Consider the following 15575-nt stretch of genomic DNA (forward strand, 5'->3'; position numbering starts at 1 on the left):
TTATTTGTATATTAATTTTTAATCATCGGCGATTTTTCAGCAAAATAGTCAACATATGAAAAAAACAGAACAATACAATGCATCGTTACCCAATGATCCACCGCTGCGCGCCGTGAGGGCATTTGAGGCTATCGCGCGTTTGGGGAGCATCAGCGCCGCGGCGCTTGAGCTGGAAATATCGCCTTCGGCGGTGAGCCATCAGCTCAAAACGCTGGAGGCCTTTCTGCAAATGCCGCTGACCGAACGCCAGGGGCGCCGGTTAATATTGCGCAGCGAAGGACGGGACTATTACCGTTCTATCCGCTCGGCATTTAACGTATTGCGTCAGGCAACCGAGCAGGTGCGCGAGCAGTCGGCTTCCCGGCAGGTCACCATCAGCCTGATCCCGTTGTTCGGCATGGGCTGGTTCATTCCGCGACTGCGCGGCTTTCTGCGCGAAAATCCCGAGATAGATATCAACGTGGTGTATGCCAATCATCGCAATTACCTCAGCGATGCCGCAGATATCTCTATCCGCTTTGGTGCGGGGCAATGGAGCGGCTATCGCAGTGAAAAACTGATGTCCGGCAAAATGGTGCCGGTATGCAGCCGCAGCTTTATCAAGCTGCACGGGCTGTTGGACACGCCGGAGCAACTTGCACCTTTGCCGTTGCTGCACGACGAAGAGCGCGCTACCTGGATGCAGTGGTTTCAGTCAGCCGGTGTCAAACGACCGCTGCGCAGTACCGGCCCGATGTTTGAAGACGGTCTGCTAACGTTGGCGGCGGTGCAGGCGGGCCTGGGCTGTGCGCTGATGCGTGAACCCCTGATCGAAACCTATCTCAACAGCGGCGAGTTGGTTAAGTTGTTCGATCTGGCGATTGACGATGGGCGCGATTACTACCTGTGCGTGCGGCAAGACAATGAACTGTCACCAGAAGGGTTGAACTTGCAGCGCTGGCTGCTGAAAGAGGCGGGGAACTGAAGGTTTTCACCCAATATCGGCACGCGCTAACCGCCTGAATTGACTATCCTGAATAAATCGTAATGGCTTATTCAGGAAACTTCGATGAGCACAGGGAATGAACAGGAACAGACGCCGAAAATAAGCATGCCGCTGTTGGCCGGTGGCGCACTGGGGGTAGTGTTTGGTGATATCGGCACCAGCCCGTTATACACCCTGAAAACCGTGCTCTATCTCTCGGGGGATGCGCCGTCCGCGCCGGTGATCCTGGGCCTGCTGTCGCTGATTTTCTGGACGCTGGTGATCGTCACCTCGCTGAAATACGCCATGTTTGCCATGCGCATCGATAACCGCGGTGAAGGCGGCATTATGGCGTTGATGTCGTTACTGGTCAGCAAGAAAAAGGCCCGGCCGATGGTGCTGTTTGCCGGCCTGTTTGGTGCGGCGCTGATCTACGGCGACGGGGCCATTACCCCGGCGATTTCGGTGCTGTCGGCGTTGGAAGGGCTGAACATCGTACTGCCCGAGTCGAAACCCTATATTTTGCCTGCGGCGGTGCTGATCCTGGTGAGCTTGTTTGCCATTCAGCCGTTAGGGACCGCGCGTATCGGTAAAGTCTTTGGGCCTATCATGGCGCTGTGGTTTTTCTCTATCGCGGTGCTGGGTATTTGGGGCATCGTTCAGCATCCGGCGGTGCTGATGGCATTGAATCCGCTGTACGGCATCCACTTTCTGTTTTCCAACGGGCTGACCAGCTTTTTAGTGCTGGGTGGGGTGTTTCTCTGCGTCACCGGCGCAGAGGCGCTGTATGCCGACATGGGGCACTTTGGCAAAAAGCCGATTTGGCTGGCCTGGTTTGGTATCGTCTTCCCCAGCCTGCTGCTGAACTACGCCGGCCAGGCCGCGTTGATCCTCTCCGGCGCCGACGTCACCCAAAACATCTTTTTCCGCCTGTGCCCGCCGATGCTGCAGATCCCTCTGGTGATCCTGGCGACCTTGGCCACCATTATCGCCAGTCAGGCGATCATCAGCGGCGCCTTTTCCATGACTCGTCAGGCAATCCAACTGGGTTGGTTGCCGCGTTTGCGGGTGAAACAGACCACTGAGGAGAGCTACGGGCAAATCTATATCGGTGCCATCAACTGGTTGCTGATGGCGGTGACGGTTTTTCTGACGGTGTTTTTCAAGTCTTCCGACAATCTGGCCGCGGCTTACGGCATTGCGGTTTCTCTCACCATGATCATGACCACCGGGCTTTTGTTTGTGGCCATGCGCGAAGTATGGCGTTGGGGAACGCTCGCCAGCCTGTTGGTTGCCGGCGGCTTTTTTATCGTCGATCTCAGCTTCCTGTTGGCTAACCTCAGCAAAGTCATGCAGGGCGGTTATGTCCCGTTGCTGATGGCCACGCTGGTCTATGGCGTGATGTTAATCTGGCATCGCGGGGTGCTGGCGGCTTCTCGCACGCTGGGGGAAAAGAACCTGCCGCTGGCGGATTTTCTGGCGCATCTTGAAGAGCGTAACATCCCAAGGGTGCCAGGCACGGCCATTTTTCTGACCCGAACGTTAAATGGTACACCGCCGGTGATGAGATGGCAGGTTAAACGCAACGGTTCGCTGCACGCCAATGTGCTGGCGCTGCACATCATGATTGTTAACGAACCGCGGGTGGCAAACGCCGAACGTTTGGTGATGCGGCAACAGTCGCCGGGTTTCTGGTGCGCGGTAGCCAGCTATGGCTTTATGGAACGGCCCAATATTCCGCGTTTATTACAGCATGCGGAGGCACAGAAAACCGGGCTGAACTTTGACGATGCTACCTATTACCTGGGTCATGAAAGCGTGGTGCGCCGTGAAGCCCGTGACCGATTACCGGCCTGGCAGCGCAACATTTTTGCGCTGATGGTGCGCAACGGCATGCACGTGACGGATTATTATTATTTGCCCAGCGATCAGGTGGTGGAGATCAGCCGTCGGGTGCCGGTTTGATCCGTCTGGCTATAGGTTAAAAGCAAAGGTTATTTAGCCGTCGAAGCGCGAGGGAGTAAATTGCCGTAGCAGCGAAGGGCGCTGCTTGCTGATGAAGGGCTTATGTCATTATTCGATCTTACCGCGCTGGCCGCCGATTTGCCGCAGGCATGGCGCTCCAGCGTACTTGGGCAGGTAGGCGCGGCCAATATCAAAGTGTTGCGGATGGATCAGCGTGAGATTGCCGAAGAGGTCCACGATTACCATGAAGGATTGCTGGTGATCGCCGGGCAACTGCGGCTTGAAGTGCAGGGTGAGGAAATCACGGTTAACGCCGGGCAACTGTATCAGGCCGCCGCTGGCGTGCCGCATCGGGTGCTGGCGGGCAGCCAGGGCACCCTGGTGATTTTTGATTTACCGGAGTGATCAATCCAACGTGGCGAGCGCAATTTTGACCGCCGCTTCCAATCTTGCCCGGCTAACGCCATCGCGCGCCTGAATCGACAACCCGTGCAGGAAGGCGGCAAAATAGTCGCCAAGAGCATCGGCATCGGTATCGGGCGGCAGTTCACCGCAGGCGACGGCGGCGTGCAGGCGATCAATAATGCCTTGGGTGCGAAGCAGACGATGTTCCGCCAGCCAGGCTTTGATCCCGCTGTTTTCGTCGCTGACGCTGGCGGCAGAGGAAACCACCATACACCCTTGCGGCAGGTCTGCGCGGCTGTAGAGCGCCACTGCATCGTCCAGCATGCGTTTTATCGCCAGGCGCACGCTGCTTTCTTCACTGAATGCGCGATCGGCAAATCCGCCTTCATGGCTTTCGTAACTTTCGATGGCTTCACGAAACAGCAACTCTTTCGAGCCGAACGCCTTGTAGATACGGGCGGAAGCGATGCCCAGCTCGGTCACCAAATCCGACATCGAGGTGCCTTCGTACCCCTGACGCCAAAATAAATCTCGTGCTTTCAGTAACGCCTGCTCACGGTCGAATTCGCGCGGTCTGCCTGCCATTAATCAATTCCTGGTTGCCTGTCCCTCAGCGAAACAGGATCGCTTAAATCTATTGTAATACCAACGAGTTTTTAAAATTCGCTTGCTGAGAGGTTCGTTTAAGCCTATTGTTTGTCAATCGACAAACAATAGGAGTTTACGATGAAAACCCTGAAAGGTCCAAGCCTGCATCTCGCCCAATTCAGTGACGACGCAGCCCCATTCAACAGCTTGCCGGCTATCGCTCAATGGGCGGCAGAAACCGGTTTTAAAGCCCTGCAGATCCCCGCCTGGGACAGCCGACTGTTTGATCTGGCCACCGCGGCGGAAAGCCAGACTTATTGTGACGAACTGATCGGCATGCTGGCGGAGCAGGGACTGGTAGTCAGCGAACTGACCACCCACATTTTCGGTCAGCTGATGGCGGTGCATCCGGCTTATGACGCATTGTGCGACAGCTTTGCGCCACCGGCATTGCATGGCAACCCGCAGGCGCGCAGCGAGTGGGCGCACCAGCAACTGCTGCTGGCGGCCAAAGCCTCAGCGCGACTGGGCCTGACCGAAATGGGCACCTTTTCCGGTTCGCTGGCCTGGCCTTATCTATTCCCGTTCCCGCAGCGCCCGGCGGGGCTTATCGAAACCGCGTTCGATGAGTTGGCCAAACGCTGGCTGCCGGTGCTCAACGCCTGCGATGAACAGGGGGTGAACCTGTGTTATGAAATCCACCCCAGTGAAGACCTGCACGACGGCGTGACCTTTGAAATGTTCCATCAGCGTGTTGGCGGACACCCGCGCTGCCAAATACTGTTCGATCCGAGCCACTTCGTGCTGCAACAGCTGAACTATCTGGATTACATCGATATTTATAAGGATTTCATTCGCATGTTCCACGTCAAGGATGCCGAATTCAATCCGACCGGGCGGCAGGGCATTTACGGCGGTTATCAGTCATGGACCGAGCGCGCCGGACGTTTCCGCTCATTGGGCGATGGCCAGGTGGATTTCAAGGGCATCTTCTCCCGGCTGACGCAGCATGGTTACGACGGTTGGGCCACGCTGGAGTGGGAATGCTGCCTGAAGCATCCACAGGATGGGGCTCGCGAAGGTGCCGCCTTTATTCGTGAACACATCATCAACGTGACCGACAAGGTGTTTGATGACTTCGCCGGTGCGCCGGTTGATCAACAGCAAATCAATACCTTGCTCGGCCTGCGCTGAGCCTGCAATTCCACGACGGAGAACATCAATGACACTGCAAAATAACGGGTCCATGACCAATGGACCTGAGCCGGAACACGTCTATGCGCGGGTAAAGGGTAACCGCATCCACTGCGTTACGCTGGGCGAAGGGCAGCCGGTATTGCTTATCCCTGGCTGGCCGCAGACCTGGTTTACCTGGCGTTATGTCATGCAAGCGCTGGCGGCGGCCGGTTTTAAAGCGATAGCGGTAGACCCGCCGGGCATCGGCGATTCGGACAAGCCGATCGGGGGGTATGACACCGGCAGCGTTGCCGCGACGCTGCACCAGACCATGCTGCAACTGGGGCATGAACGTTACCAACTGATCGGCCATGACATCGGCATGTGGGTTGGCTATGCAATGGCGAGCGACTTCCCGCAGGCGGTGACGGGGCTGGTGCTGACGGAAGCGGTTATTCCTGGCCTGGCACCGGCGCCACCGATTTTTGTCCCGGCAGATCAAAATATTTTCCTGTGGCACTTCATGTTCAACCAACTGGCGGATCTGCCGGAGACGTTGACGCTGGGCCGTGAGAGAGAGTATCTCAGCTATATCTTTAACCGCTGGTCCTATCGCCGGGATCGGGTGGCGGCAGAAACCTATATTGCCGCCTATTCAGCGCCGGGAAGCCTGCGGGCCGGTTTTGACTACTACCGCGCCATTCCGGAAACCATCCGCCAAAACCAGCGGCGGGCAGAGACTCGGCTAACCATGCCGGTGATGACCATTGGTGCAGAACATGCTACTGGCGACGCGCCATTCGTCACGCTGCGTGACAACGCGGTGGATCTGCGAGGAGAAACCGTGGCCGGCTGTGGCCATTTCATCACCGAAGAGTGTCACGAGGAATTTATCGCGTTGGTGATCCCCTTCCTGTCAGGGAGCCAGAACCATGCCGCTTGATCCTCAGATTGCTCGTTTTCTGGCGGAGGCTGCGCAGGCACCAGCGCCTGCATCGCTCAGTGAGATGCGGGAGGTCGCTCATGCCGGCTTGTTGGCGCTGCAGGGTGAAGCCGAAGCCAGTGGTGGCGTCCGTGATGGTTGGGTGACCGCTGACGACGGGCAGGCTATCGCCATTCGTGCCTATACGCCGGGAGGAGCGACGCCGGGTGAGCCTTTGCCTGCGATGCTGTATGCCCACGGCGGCGGCTGGTGTCTGGGATCGCTGGCGCTGTATGACCGGCCTTGTCAGGCACTGGCCAATGCCACCGGGCGAGTGATCCTGTCGGTTGATTACCGGTTGGCGCCTGAGTATCCCTATCCACGGCCGCTTGAGGACGTGTATCAGGCCCTGTGCGGCGTGGTGGAAAGGGCCGATGAGTGGGGCGTTGACGTTGCCCGCATGGCGGTAGGCGGCGACAGCGCAGGCGGCAACCTGGCCGCGGCGGTGGCGTTATTGGCCCGAGACCGCAAGGGGCCGCAGATTGAGCATCAGCTGTTGCTGTATCCGGCATTGAGTCGTGCTATGGATACCGCAAGCTATGAGGAGTACGCGCAAGGGTATTATTTGACGCGGGAAGTGATGGCGTTTTGTTGGAACACCTATCTGGGCGAAGCGGACAAGCCGCAGGATCCTTACGCAGAGCCACTGCATGCCCCAAGGTTACAGCGGTTACCCCCGGCGACCATTCTCAGCTGCGAATACGATCCGTTGCGTGATGAAGCCGAGCTTTATGCCAAGCGGTTACAGGAGGCGGGCGTAGCGGTGCGTTGCGAGCGGCTGCCGGGCATGGTGCATGCCTGCATTCACATGCTGGGCTTGACCCCGGCGGCGCGGGTGTTGTTCGACAAGGTTGGCTGATAAAAAATGCCCCGTATGAATGATACGGGGCATATGTACCGGCCTGAGTGGCTTAACGGCCGGCGACGGTGACGAAGCGGGTTTCCAGATAGGATTCGATCGCTTCGCTGCCGCCTTCGGTACCGTGGCCGGAGTCTTTCACCCCGCCAAACGGCGTTTCTGGCAGGCCAAAACCGATATGGTTAATGCTGAGCATGCCGCTTTCCACATCGCGTCCCAGCGCCGTCACCGTGGCGATGCTGCGGCTGTAGGCGTAGGCCGCCAGACCGTATGGCAGGCGGTTAGCCTCGGCAATGGCTTCCTCATAAGTGGTGAACGGACGCAGCAGGGCTACCGGACCAAAAGGTTCTTCAGACATCGCGCGCGCACTCAACGGCACGTCACGTAATACCGTCGGTTCGAAGAAATTGCCGACGCCCGCCACCCGGTGACCGCCGGTCGTGGCTTTAGCACCCTGGGCAATCGCATCCTTCACAAAGGCATCAATGGCTTCTACGCTGCGTTGCAGAACCATCGGGCCCATGGTGACGCCTTCCTCCAGACCATTGCCCAGCTTGATATCACGCACCGCAGCGGTGAATTTTTCAACGAAGGCTTCATAAACGCCTTGCTGGATCAGGAAACGGGTCGGGGCGATGCAGACCTGGCCGGCGTTGCGGAATTTGGCCAACGCCAGCTCTTTGGCGGCAGCGTCGAGATCGGCATCGTCAAAAATCAACACCGGCGCGTGGCCACCCAACTCCATGGTGGCTTTTTTCATGTGCTGGCCGGCCAGTGCCGCCAAATGTTTACCCACGCGGGTGGAGCCGGTGAACGAGATTTTGCGAATGGTCGGATGCGGGATCAGGTACTCGGAGATCTCCGACGGAGTCCCATATACCAGCGCGATAACGCCCGCCGGCACGCCTGCGTCGGCAAAGGCTCTGATCAGCTCCGCCGGTGAGGCCGGAGTTTCTTCCGGGCCTTTGACGATGATCGAACAGCCTGCTGCCAGCGCGGCGGACAGTTTGCGTACGATCTGATTAATCGGGAAGTTCCACGGAGTAAAGGCGGCAACCGGCCCAACCGGCAGCTTGAGGGTCTGCTGCTGCACATCGCGACTGCGGGACGGGATAATCTGGCCGTAGGTGCGGCTGGCTTCGCCGGCAAACCAGTCGATCACGTCCGCCGAATTGAGAATTTCAACCTTGGCCTGCGCCACCGGTTTGCCTTGTTCCTGACTCATGATGGCGGCGATCTTCTCGGCGCGCTCACGCAACAATGCTGCGGCCTTGCGCATCAGGTTTGCACGCTGATAGGCGGAGGTGTCGCGCCAGACTTTAAAACCACGTTCGGTTGCGTCCAGTGCCAGATCAAGATCGGCTGCGGCGGCATGCGCCACGCTGCCAATCACCTCATCGGTCGCGGGGTTGGTGACCGGCGTGGTTTTGCCGGCGACTGCGTTACGCCATTGTCCGTCGATATAGAGTTGAGTATCTGGATACATTGTTGCCTCTTACTTTCAAGGGGTTAAAAACGGGTTTCCCGTTCTGCGGCGGGATAATCAAGACGCCGGTGCCGGCTTGCTGACGCCGGGCGCTGAGTAAAATACCCTACGCTGAATGAGTACCAGCGTCCAGAGAACCGCGTTACGCACTACTCAAAACCTGTCGCGTTGACTATCATACCGGCACTAGCGAAATAGAAGCAGGGTGGCAAGGTGCAGGGTGTTCCACAACAGTTTCCCTTTGAAAAAGACAGCGCGCAGTTTCGGCATTTGCCGCAGGTGCCGGGCGTTGAGCTTTATCACGCCCATATAGAGCGCTATGTTTTTGAGCCGCACACGCACAATGCCTTCGCCATTGGCACCGTCGATTTTGGCGCTGAACGTTTCCGCTACCGTGGCGCGCAACATTTGGCGGCGCCGGGTTCGTTGGTATTGATGAACCCGGACGAGTTGCACACCGGCGAGGCGGAAACCGCCGGCGGCTGGAATTACCGGATGCTGTATCTGGAGCCGGACACGCTGGAATTGCTGTCGGGTGAGCAGGGGTTCTGGTTTACCGAAGCGGTACGCGAGGATCCATTGGCGGCGCAGCGATTGTCCGCCACGCTGGCCGCGCTGTGGCAAGCCAAAGATCCCTTGACCATCGACGACTTGCTGATGCAGGTCATTGGCATTTTCCGCCCACACATCCAGGCGGCACGTCCGTTGAAGGCAGAGGCGGCACACCGTTTTGATATCGTCAAAAGCTACCTGCACGATAACTTTGCTTCGGTCATTACCCTCGATCAGTTGGCGGCGCTGGTTTCGCTCAGCCCATATCATTTTCTGCGTAAATTCAAAGCCCAATATCACGTATCTCCCCAACAGATGCTGATGGCGATCCGTCTGTCACAGGCCAAACTGATGTTGGGGCGCGGTATGCCCGCGGCCCAGGTGGCGGCAGCGGCGGGGTTGACCGATCAGGCGCATTTGACGCGCGCCTTTGCCAATCGTTACGGTGTCACGCCTGTGCGCTACCAGAAACAGGTCACCAACCGCTAAAACAGCAACCTGCTACAATATTTTCCCGCCCGAGCTCGTTAGGCTGACCCCAAGTATTTAATCACGGGTTCGCATTGCCGTTCCCGGTTGTTGATGGAGTCATTATGTTTGTCGGCGTGTTATTTGCCTTGTCTGCCGGGCTGATGTGGGGGCTGATTTTTGTCGGCCCGGTGTTAATCCCTGAATACCCGGCGGCGTTGCAGTCGACCGGGCGTTATCTGGCCTTTGGGCTGATTGCCTTGCCGTTGGCGTGGTTTGATCGTCATCGTCTGAAAAAGTTACATCGTCACGATTGGCTGGAGGCGTTAAAGCTGACGGCGATTGGCAACCTGCTGTATTACCTGTGCCTGGCGAGTGCCATTCAACGTACTGGCGCGCCGGTTTCTACCATGATTATCGGTACGTTGCCGGTGGTCATTTCGGTGACCGCCAACCTGTTTTACAGCCAGCACGATGGCCGACTTTCCTGGCGTAAACTGACGCCGGCGCTGGTGCTGATTGCCTGCGGTCTGGCATTGGTCAACGTTGCCGAACTGCAGGGCAATACGGCCCCGGTTGACGTCTGGCGTTATACCAGCGGCTTGGGCCTGGCGGTGTTGGCGGTGGCGTGCTGGACCTGGTTCCCATTGCGTAATGCCCGCTGGCTGCGGGAGAACCCGGGGCAAAGGTCCGCGACCTGGGCAACGGCTCAGGGGCTGGTGACGCTGCCGCTGGCACTGATCGGTTACGTGGTGGTTTGCGGTCAATTGGCTTTTACCCAGCCGGAGTTTGCGTTGCCTTTCGGACCCAGGCCTGAAGTATTTGTCCCGTTGATGATTGCCATTGGCATGTTGTGTTCGTGGATTGGCGCATTGTGCTGGAATGAAGCGAGTCAGCGCCTGCCGACGGTGTTGGTCGGGCCGCTGATCGTCTTCGAAATTCTGGCGGGGTTGGCTTATACCTTTATGCTGCGCCAGGCCTGGCCACCGCTGCTGACGTTGGGCGGTATTGCCTGCCTGATCGTGGGAGTCGTGTCTGCGATGCGGATTAAGCCACAGCCGGTGGTGGTCAGTATTGGGGCCAAGGAGTAATGCCTGCCGCAGAGCGCGGCAGGCGGTAAGTTTACTTTTTGCTGTGGTGAATGATCTCTTCGGCCACGTTGCGCGGCGCTTCGGCGTAGTGGCTGAACTCCATGGTGTAGGTGGCGCGCCCCTGCGACATCGAGCGCAAGGTGGTGGAATAGCCAAACATCTCCGACAGCGGCACCTTGGCATGAATCTCCTTGCCGCCGCCGCCCGGAATATCTTCCATCCCTTGCACCAGTCCGCGGCGTGACGACAGATCGCCCATCACGCTGCCGGCGTAATCTTCCGGCGTTTCTACCTCTACCGACATAATGGGTTCGAGGATCACCGGATCCGCCTGACGGCAGGCCTCTTTAAAACCGAAGATGGCCGCCATGCGGAACGCCTGCTCCGAGGAGTCGACGTCGTGGTAAGAGCCAAAGGTCAGGTGCACTTTGACATCGACCACCTGATAGCCAGCCAGCACGCCGTTATTCAAGGCTTCCAGCACGCCTTTTCTCACCGCCGGGATAAATTCGCCCGGGATCACGCCGCCTTTGATTTCATCGAAAAATTCAAAGCCCTTGCCCGGCTCATTGGGTTCCACCGTCAATACCACGTGGCCGTACTGGCCTTTACCGCCGGACTGGCGCACGAACTTGCCTTCCACGTCGGTCACGCGCTTGCGGATAGTTTCGCGGTAGGACACCTGCGGTTTGCCGGTGGTGGTCGCCACGCCAAATTCACGCCGCATGCGGTCGACGATAATTTCCAAATGCAGTTCGCCCATGCCGTAAATAATGGTCTGGCCCGACTCTTCGTCGGTACGCACGCGAAATGACGGATCCTCTGAGGAAAGGCGTTGCAGCGCGATGCCCATCCTCTCCTGATCGGCTTTGGTTTTCGGCTCAATCGCCTGAGCGATGACCGGTTCCGGGAACACCATTTTCTCCAGCGTGATAATCGCGTTGGGATCGCACAGGGTGTCGCCGGTGGTAACATCTTTTAGCCCCACGCAGGCGGCGATGTCACCGGCGTGCAGCTCTTCGACATCTTTACGATCGTTGGCGTGCATTTGCACGATGCGGCCAATACGTTCTTTCTTCCCCTTCACTGGGTTGTATACGCTGCTGCCTTTGGCCAATACGCCGGAATACACTCGCACAAAGGTCAATTGGCCGACGAAAGGATCGGTCATCAGCTTGAATGCCAGCGCCGAGAACTTTTCATCGTCAGACGCGCGGCGGATCACGATATTGTCGCGCTCGTCGTGGCCTTCCATCGGTGGAACGTCAAGCGGCGAGGGCATCAGCTCAATCACCGCGTCCAGCATGCGTTGCACCCCTTTGTTGCGGAATGCGGAACCGCACAGCATCGGCTGAATTTCGCCGGCCACGGTGCGCAGGCGCAGGCCGCGAACGATCTCTTCTTCGCTTAGCGGTACCTGATTAAGGTACTTGTCCATCAGCTCTTCCGAGCCTTCGGCAGCAGCTTCGACCATTTTATCCCGCCATTCCTGTGCCGATTCACGCAGTTCCGCCGGGATCTCTTCAAAGCTGAAACTCATCCCCTGGGTTGCTTCGTCCCACAGGATTGCTTTCATGGTCACCAAGTCCACCACGCCGGTGAAGTGGTCTTCAGCACCAATGGGTATGACGATCGGTACCGGATTGGCCTTAAGGCGCTCGATCATCATTTTGCGCACGCGGAAAAAGTCAGCGCCCACGCGGTCCATTTTGTTGACGAACGCCAGCCGCGGCACCTTGTATTTATTGGCCTGGCGCCAGACGGTTTCCGACTGTGGCTGTACGCCACCCACCGAGTCGTAGACCATGACCGCGCCATCGAGCACGCGCATCGAACGTTCGACCTCAATGGTAAAGTCTACGTGCCCGGGGGTGTCGATAATATTGATGCGGTGCTGCGGATAATTATGCTGCATGCCGTTCCAGAAACAGGTCGTCGCCGCCGAAGTAATGGTAATGCCGCGTTCCTGCTCCTGCGCCATCCAGTCCATGGTGGCGGCGCCGTCGTGCACTTCGCCCAGCTTGTGACTGACCCCGGTGTAAAACAGAATCCGCTCGGTGGTGGTGGTTTTGCCGGCATCGATATGCGCCGAGATGCCGATATTGCGGTAGCGTTCGAGGGGGGTAGTACGTGACATAATTAACCTTTCTTAGCCGCATCAAAGAAGGGCGGCTTTAAGCAGCATGAATAATTATGATAATCCTCTGTGGGTTATCTCCGGACGGGTGAATGCTTGCACCGGTCACAAACTAATCGTAGTTGATGAAAGGGTTTTTACTCAACGATGGCTGCGATAGGTTTTATCGTTAAGCGAGTTGAGTGAGACGCCAGGGTACTGCAACGCGAAGGCCAGGTTCGGGGGATACCGATGCCTGTTCTGCAGGCACCGGTTTGACTGAGATGCAGGTATTACCCGGCAAAAATATGTGCCTGACCGATGATATTCAGATTGACCAGGGTACCGGCGCGAAGGCCTTCGCGGCTGACGGTTTTAAGCTCAATCGTGGCGTCGTTGTTGGCCATACGCAAATTCAGGGTGGAGACAAAACCGGCGAAATCGATGTGGGTCACTACCGCCTGGCTGGAGTGTTGCGACTCGGACTGACTGATTTGGACTTGCTCCGGCCGCAGCATGATGCGAGCAGGCCCACGGCGGATACAGTCGTCCACGGCAATCCGCCCCAACGCGCACTGGGCCCAACCCTGTTCCAGATCGGCGGAGAGCACCAGCGTCTCACCTAAAAATGTGGCGGTGGGTTCGTCGACCGGCCGTAGATAAAGATCCTGCGGCGGCCCAACCTGTGCCAGACGGCCATTGCGCATCACCGCCACCTGATCGGCAAACGACAACGCTTCAGTCTGATCGTGGGTCACCAAAATAGACGCCACTTTGGCTTCGGCCAGCAGCTCAGCCACCGCTTTGCGGGTCGCGGCACGCAAGCCGGTATCCAGCGCGGAGAAGGGTTCATCCAGCAACATCAATTTCGGCTGCTGGGAGAGTGCCCGGGCCAACGCCACGCGTTGCTGTTGCCCACCAGAAAGTTCGTGGGGCCACAGTGCACCCAGGCGACGATCCAGCGCCACCATGTCCATCAGCGCATCTATACGCAGCTGCTTGTCGCGCTTGCTGCCCTTCAGGCCAAAACCGATATTGCCGGCCACGGTGAAGTGCGGAAACAGCGCGCCATCTTGCGGGACAAAACCAATGCCCCGCAGGTGCGCCGGCACCCAGCCGCTGCCATTGTCCATCGAATGGCCCTGCAACATCACCCGACCGCTGTCCGGTATTTCGAAGCCGGCGATGATGCGCAGCAGGGTAGTTTTCCCCGAGCCGGAAGGGCCGACAATCGCGGTGCGGCTGCCCGGGGCCACCTGCAAATCAACATGCTCCAGCACCTTGATCGCGTTATAGGACTTGCCGATGCCTTGTAGTTCAAGCGTGCTCATAATCCCGCCGTGCGTTTGGATTGAGAATAAAGAAGCCAGGTCAGTGGCAGTGATAACACCACCATAATCAGCGCGTAAGGGGCCGCGGCCACATAGTCGATCTCGCTGGTCAGCGCCCAAAAAGCGGTAGCTAACGTGCGGGTGCCGTTGGGGGCCAGCAGCAGGGTGGCAGTCAATTCGTTGGAGATGGCCAGAAACACCAGTGCCGCACCGGCGGCCGCGCCGGGAGCCGCCAGTCGCAGCGTGGTGCTCCACAGCGCCTGCGCCGGGGATCGGCCGAGACTGCGCGCTACATTTTCCAACTCTACCGGTGCCTGAGCGATGCCCGCACGCAAGTTGATCAAGGCTCGCGGCATAAACATCAGTAAATAGGCCAGCAGCAGGGTAATTTCGGTTTGATAAATTGGGCGGAAGCTGTGAATGGTGATGGTGACCAACGCCAACGCCACGACGATGCCGGGCAGCGAGCTGGTGACATAATTGCAGCCTTCCAAAATCCGATACAGTCGTGCCGGATAGCGTACCGAAAGCCAGGCCATTGGGATGGCGCATAAGGTGATCAACAGCGCTCCGCTGGCCGCCAATGACAGCGTTTGCAGCAGGGCTGGCAGCAGTTCGGCATTGCGCCAGACCTCAAATCCACCCAAGGTCAGCCAGCGGGCCAGCGTGATAAAGGGCACCCCCAGCGCCAGCGCGGTGAGTACCAAGGGCAGTAGCAGGCCGAACAGGGTAGCGGCAGGCCCAAGACGGTAAGCGTTCTGGCTGCGGGCGCTGCCGGAACCGACGCGAGCATAGCGTGCTCGGCCTCGACTGCCGGCTTCCAGCAGCAACAGCACCAGGCAGCAAAGCACCAGTACCCCGGCCAGCATATTGGCCGCCGGGCCGTTAAAAGTGGACTGGAACTGATCGAAAATGGCGGTGGTGAAGGTATCAAAGCGGATCATCGCATACAGGCCGTATTCCGCCAGCAAATGCAAGGCGATCAACAGTGAACCGCCCCAAATCGCCAATTTCAGCTGGGGCAATACCACGCGGAAAAACACCGCCAGCGGGCGGGTGCCCAGCGAAGTGGCGACGTCTTCAATACCGGGATCAAGCCGGCGCAGTACTGCGGCCGCCGGCAAGTAAATAAACGGGAAGTAGGCAATGACCGAAATAAAGACCCCTGCACCCAAGCCATGCATCGAAGGTACCAGGCTTATCCAGGCGTAGCTTTGCACAAAGGCGGGCACCGCCAGCGGTGCGGTTGCTAACAGTGACCAGATACGCCGTCCGGGCAAGGTGGTACGTTCGGTCAACCAGGCCAATGCCACCCCAAGAACGGCACAAATCGGCAGTGTGAAGACCACCAGCAACAGAGTATTAAGCAGCAGTTCGGCCACTCGGGGGCGAAAGACCAGAGCTTTCACCGTCGGCCAACCGGTTTCAAACGCCACGCTAATGACAAACCCCAACGGCAACAGTGCCAGCAGGGAGAGTAAAATGGCGACCGCCACGATAAACAACCCCGGCCGCTGATGGCGTCGGGCTGAAGCGTAACGTGGCGCTGCACCGGCAGCGTTGAAACCTATATTCGACATAGGGTTAAAAGC

General features: G+C 58.2%; 13 protein-coding genes. 8 read left to right on the forward strand and 5 right to left on the reverse strand.

The window, feature by feature from the left end; all coding sequences use genetic code 11:
• Positions 1–55 precede the first annotated feature (55 nt).
• From M2407_RS16800 to M2407_RS16810, 3 genes are all read left to right on the forward strand, one after another.
• Positions 56–964: a LysR substrate-binding domain-containing protein gene (locus M2407_RS16800; RefSeq protein WP_259218662.1), complete on the forward strand. Its 909-nt coding sequence runs from the start codon at positions 56–58 to the stop codon at positions 962–964.
• An 84-nt stretch (positions 965–1048) separates the two neighbouring features.
• Positions 1049–2929: a potassium transporter Kup gene (locus M2407_RS16805; protein ID WP_115058755.1), complete on the forward strand. Its 1881-nt coding sequence runs from the start codon at positions 1049–1051 to the stop codon at positions 2927–2929.
• A 102-nt stretch (positions 2930–3031) separates the two neighbouring features.
• A complete protein-coding gene (locus tag M2407_RS16810) occupies positions 3032–3334 on the forward strand; it encodes a cupin domain-containing protein (RefSeq protein WP_048758784.1) in 303 nt (100 codons plus the stop codon).
• Here M2407_RS16810 and M2407_RS16815 read toward each other — a convergent pair whose 3' ends face one another.
• Positions 3335–3919, reverse strand: coding sequence for a TetR/AcrR family transcriptional regulator (locus tag M2407_RS16815; RefSeq protein WP_046373465.1), 585 nt, complete (start codon positions 3917–3919; stop codon positions 3335–3337).
• 141 nt (positions 3920–4060) lie between these two features.
• Between M2407_RS16815 and M2407_RS16820 the strand changes: the two genes are divergently transcribed.
• Genes M2407_RS16820 through M2407_RS16830 form a run of 3 tightly spaced genes read left to right on the forward strand, consistent with a single transcriptional unit; the run spans position 4061 to position 6939 of the window.
• Positions 4061–5116 carry a sugar phosphate isomerase/epimerase gene (locus M2407_RS16820; RefSeq protein WP_129982802.1) on the forward strand — a complete coding sequence of 352 codons (1056 nt, stop codon included), beginning with the start codon at positions 4061–4063 and terminating at the stop codon, positions 5114–5116.
• 28 nt (positions 5117–5144) lie between these two features.
• The gene (locus M2407_RS16825) at positions 5145–6041 is read left to right on the forward strand and encodes an alpha/beta fold hydrolase (RefSeq protein ID WP_234529208.1); all 897 of its coding nucleotides are present in this window, start codon (positions 5145–5147) and stop codon (positions 6039–6041) included.
• Complete coding sequence (locus M2407_RS16830; protein ID WP_048758790.1) at positions 6031–6939, forward strand: alpha/beta hydrolase; 909 nt, start codon at positions 6031–6033, stop codon at positions 6937–6939. Before M2407_RS16825 ends, M2407_RS16830 begins: the two co-directional genes overlap by 11 nt.
• Before the next feature lie 52 nt (positions 6940–6991).
• On the opposite strand, the gene M2407_RS16835 is transcribed toward M2407_RS16830, so the two are convergent.
• Positions 6992–8425 carry an NAD-dependent succinate-semialdehyde dehydrogenase gene (locus tag M2407_RS16835; RefSeq protein ID WP_258089627.1) on the reverse strand — a complete coding sequence of 478 codons (1434 nt, stop codon included), beginning with the start codon at positions 8423–8425 and terminating at the stop codon, positions 6992–6994.
• A 213-nt stretch (positions 8426–8638) separates the two neighbouring features.
• Here M2407_RS16835 and M2407_RS16840 point away from each other — a divergent pair, with 213 nt between their 5' ends.
• Both M2407_RS16840 and M2407_RS16845 read left to right on the forward strand, forming a co-directional pair.
• The gene (locus M2407_RS16840) at positions 8639–9466 is read left to right on the forward strand and encodes an AraC family transcriptional regulator (RefSeq protein WP_046373470.1); all 828 of its coding nucleotides are present in this window, start codon (positions 8639–8641) and stop codon (positions 9464–9466) included.
• Positions 9467–9570: 104 nt separating this feature from the next.
• A complete protein-coding gene (locus M2407_RS16845; RefSeq protein WP_020827008.1) occupies positions 9571–10536 on the forward strand; it encodes a DMT family transporter in 966 nt (321 codons plus the stop codon).
• Positions 10537–10567: 31 nt separating this feature from the next.
• Here M2407_RS16845 and fusA read toward each other — a convergent pair whose 3' ends face one another.
• From fusA to M2407_RS16860, 3 genes are all read right to left on the reverse strand, one after another.
• Positions 10568–12673 carry an elongation factor G gene (gene fusA, locus M2407_RS16850; RefSeq protein WP_048758795.1) on the reverse strand — a complete coding sequence of 702 codons (2106 nt, stop codon included), beginning with the start codon at positions 12671–12673 and terminating at the stop codon, positions 10568–10570.
• Positions 12674–12945: 272 nt separating this feature from the next.
• Positions 12946–13983: an ABC transporter ATP-binding protein gene (locus M2407_RS16855; RefSeq protein WP_258089629.1), complete on the reverse strand. Its 1038-nt coding sequence runs from the start codon at positions 13981–13983 to the stop codon at positions 12946–12948.
• Positions 13980–15563, reverse strand: coding sequence for an iron ABC transporter permease (locus M2407_RS16860; protein ID WP_020827005.1), 1584 nt, complete (start codon positions 15561–15563; stop codon positions 13980–13982). Before M2407_RS16860 ends, M2407_RS16855 begins: the two co-directional genes overlap by 4 nt.
• Positions 15564–15575: the final 12 nt, after the last annotated feature.

This window comes from Serratia sp. BIGb0234, from assembly GCF_024809915.1.
In the GTDB taxonomy this organism is placed as follows: Bacteria; Pseudomonadota; Gammaproteobacteria; order Enterobacterales; family Enterobacteriaceae; genus Serratia; species Serratia liquefaciens.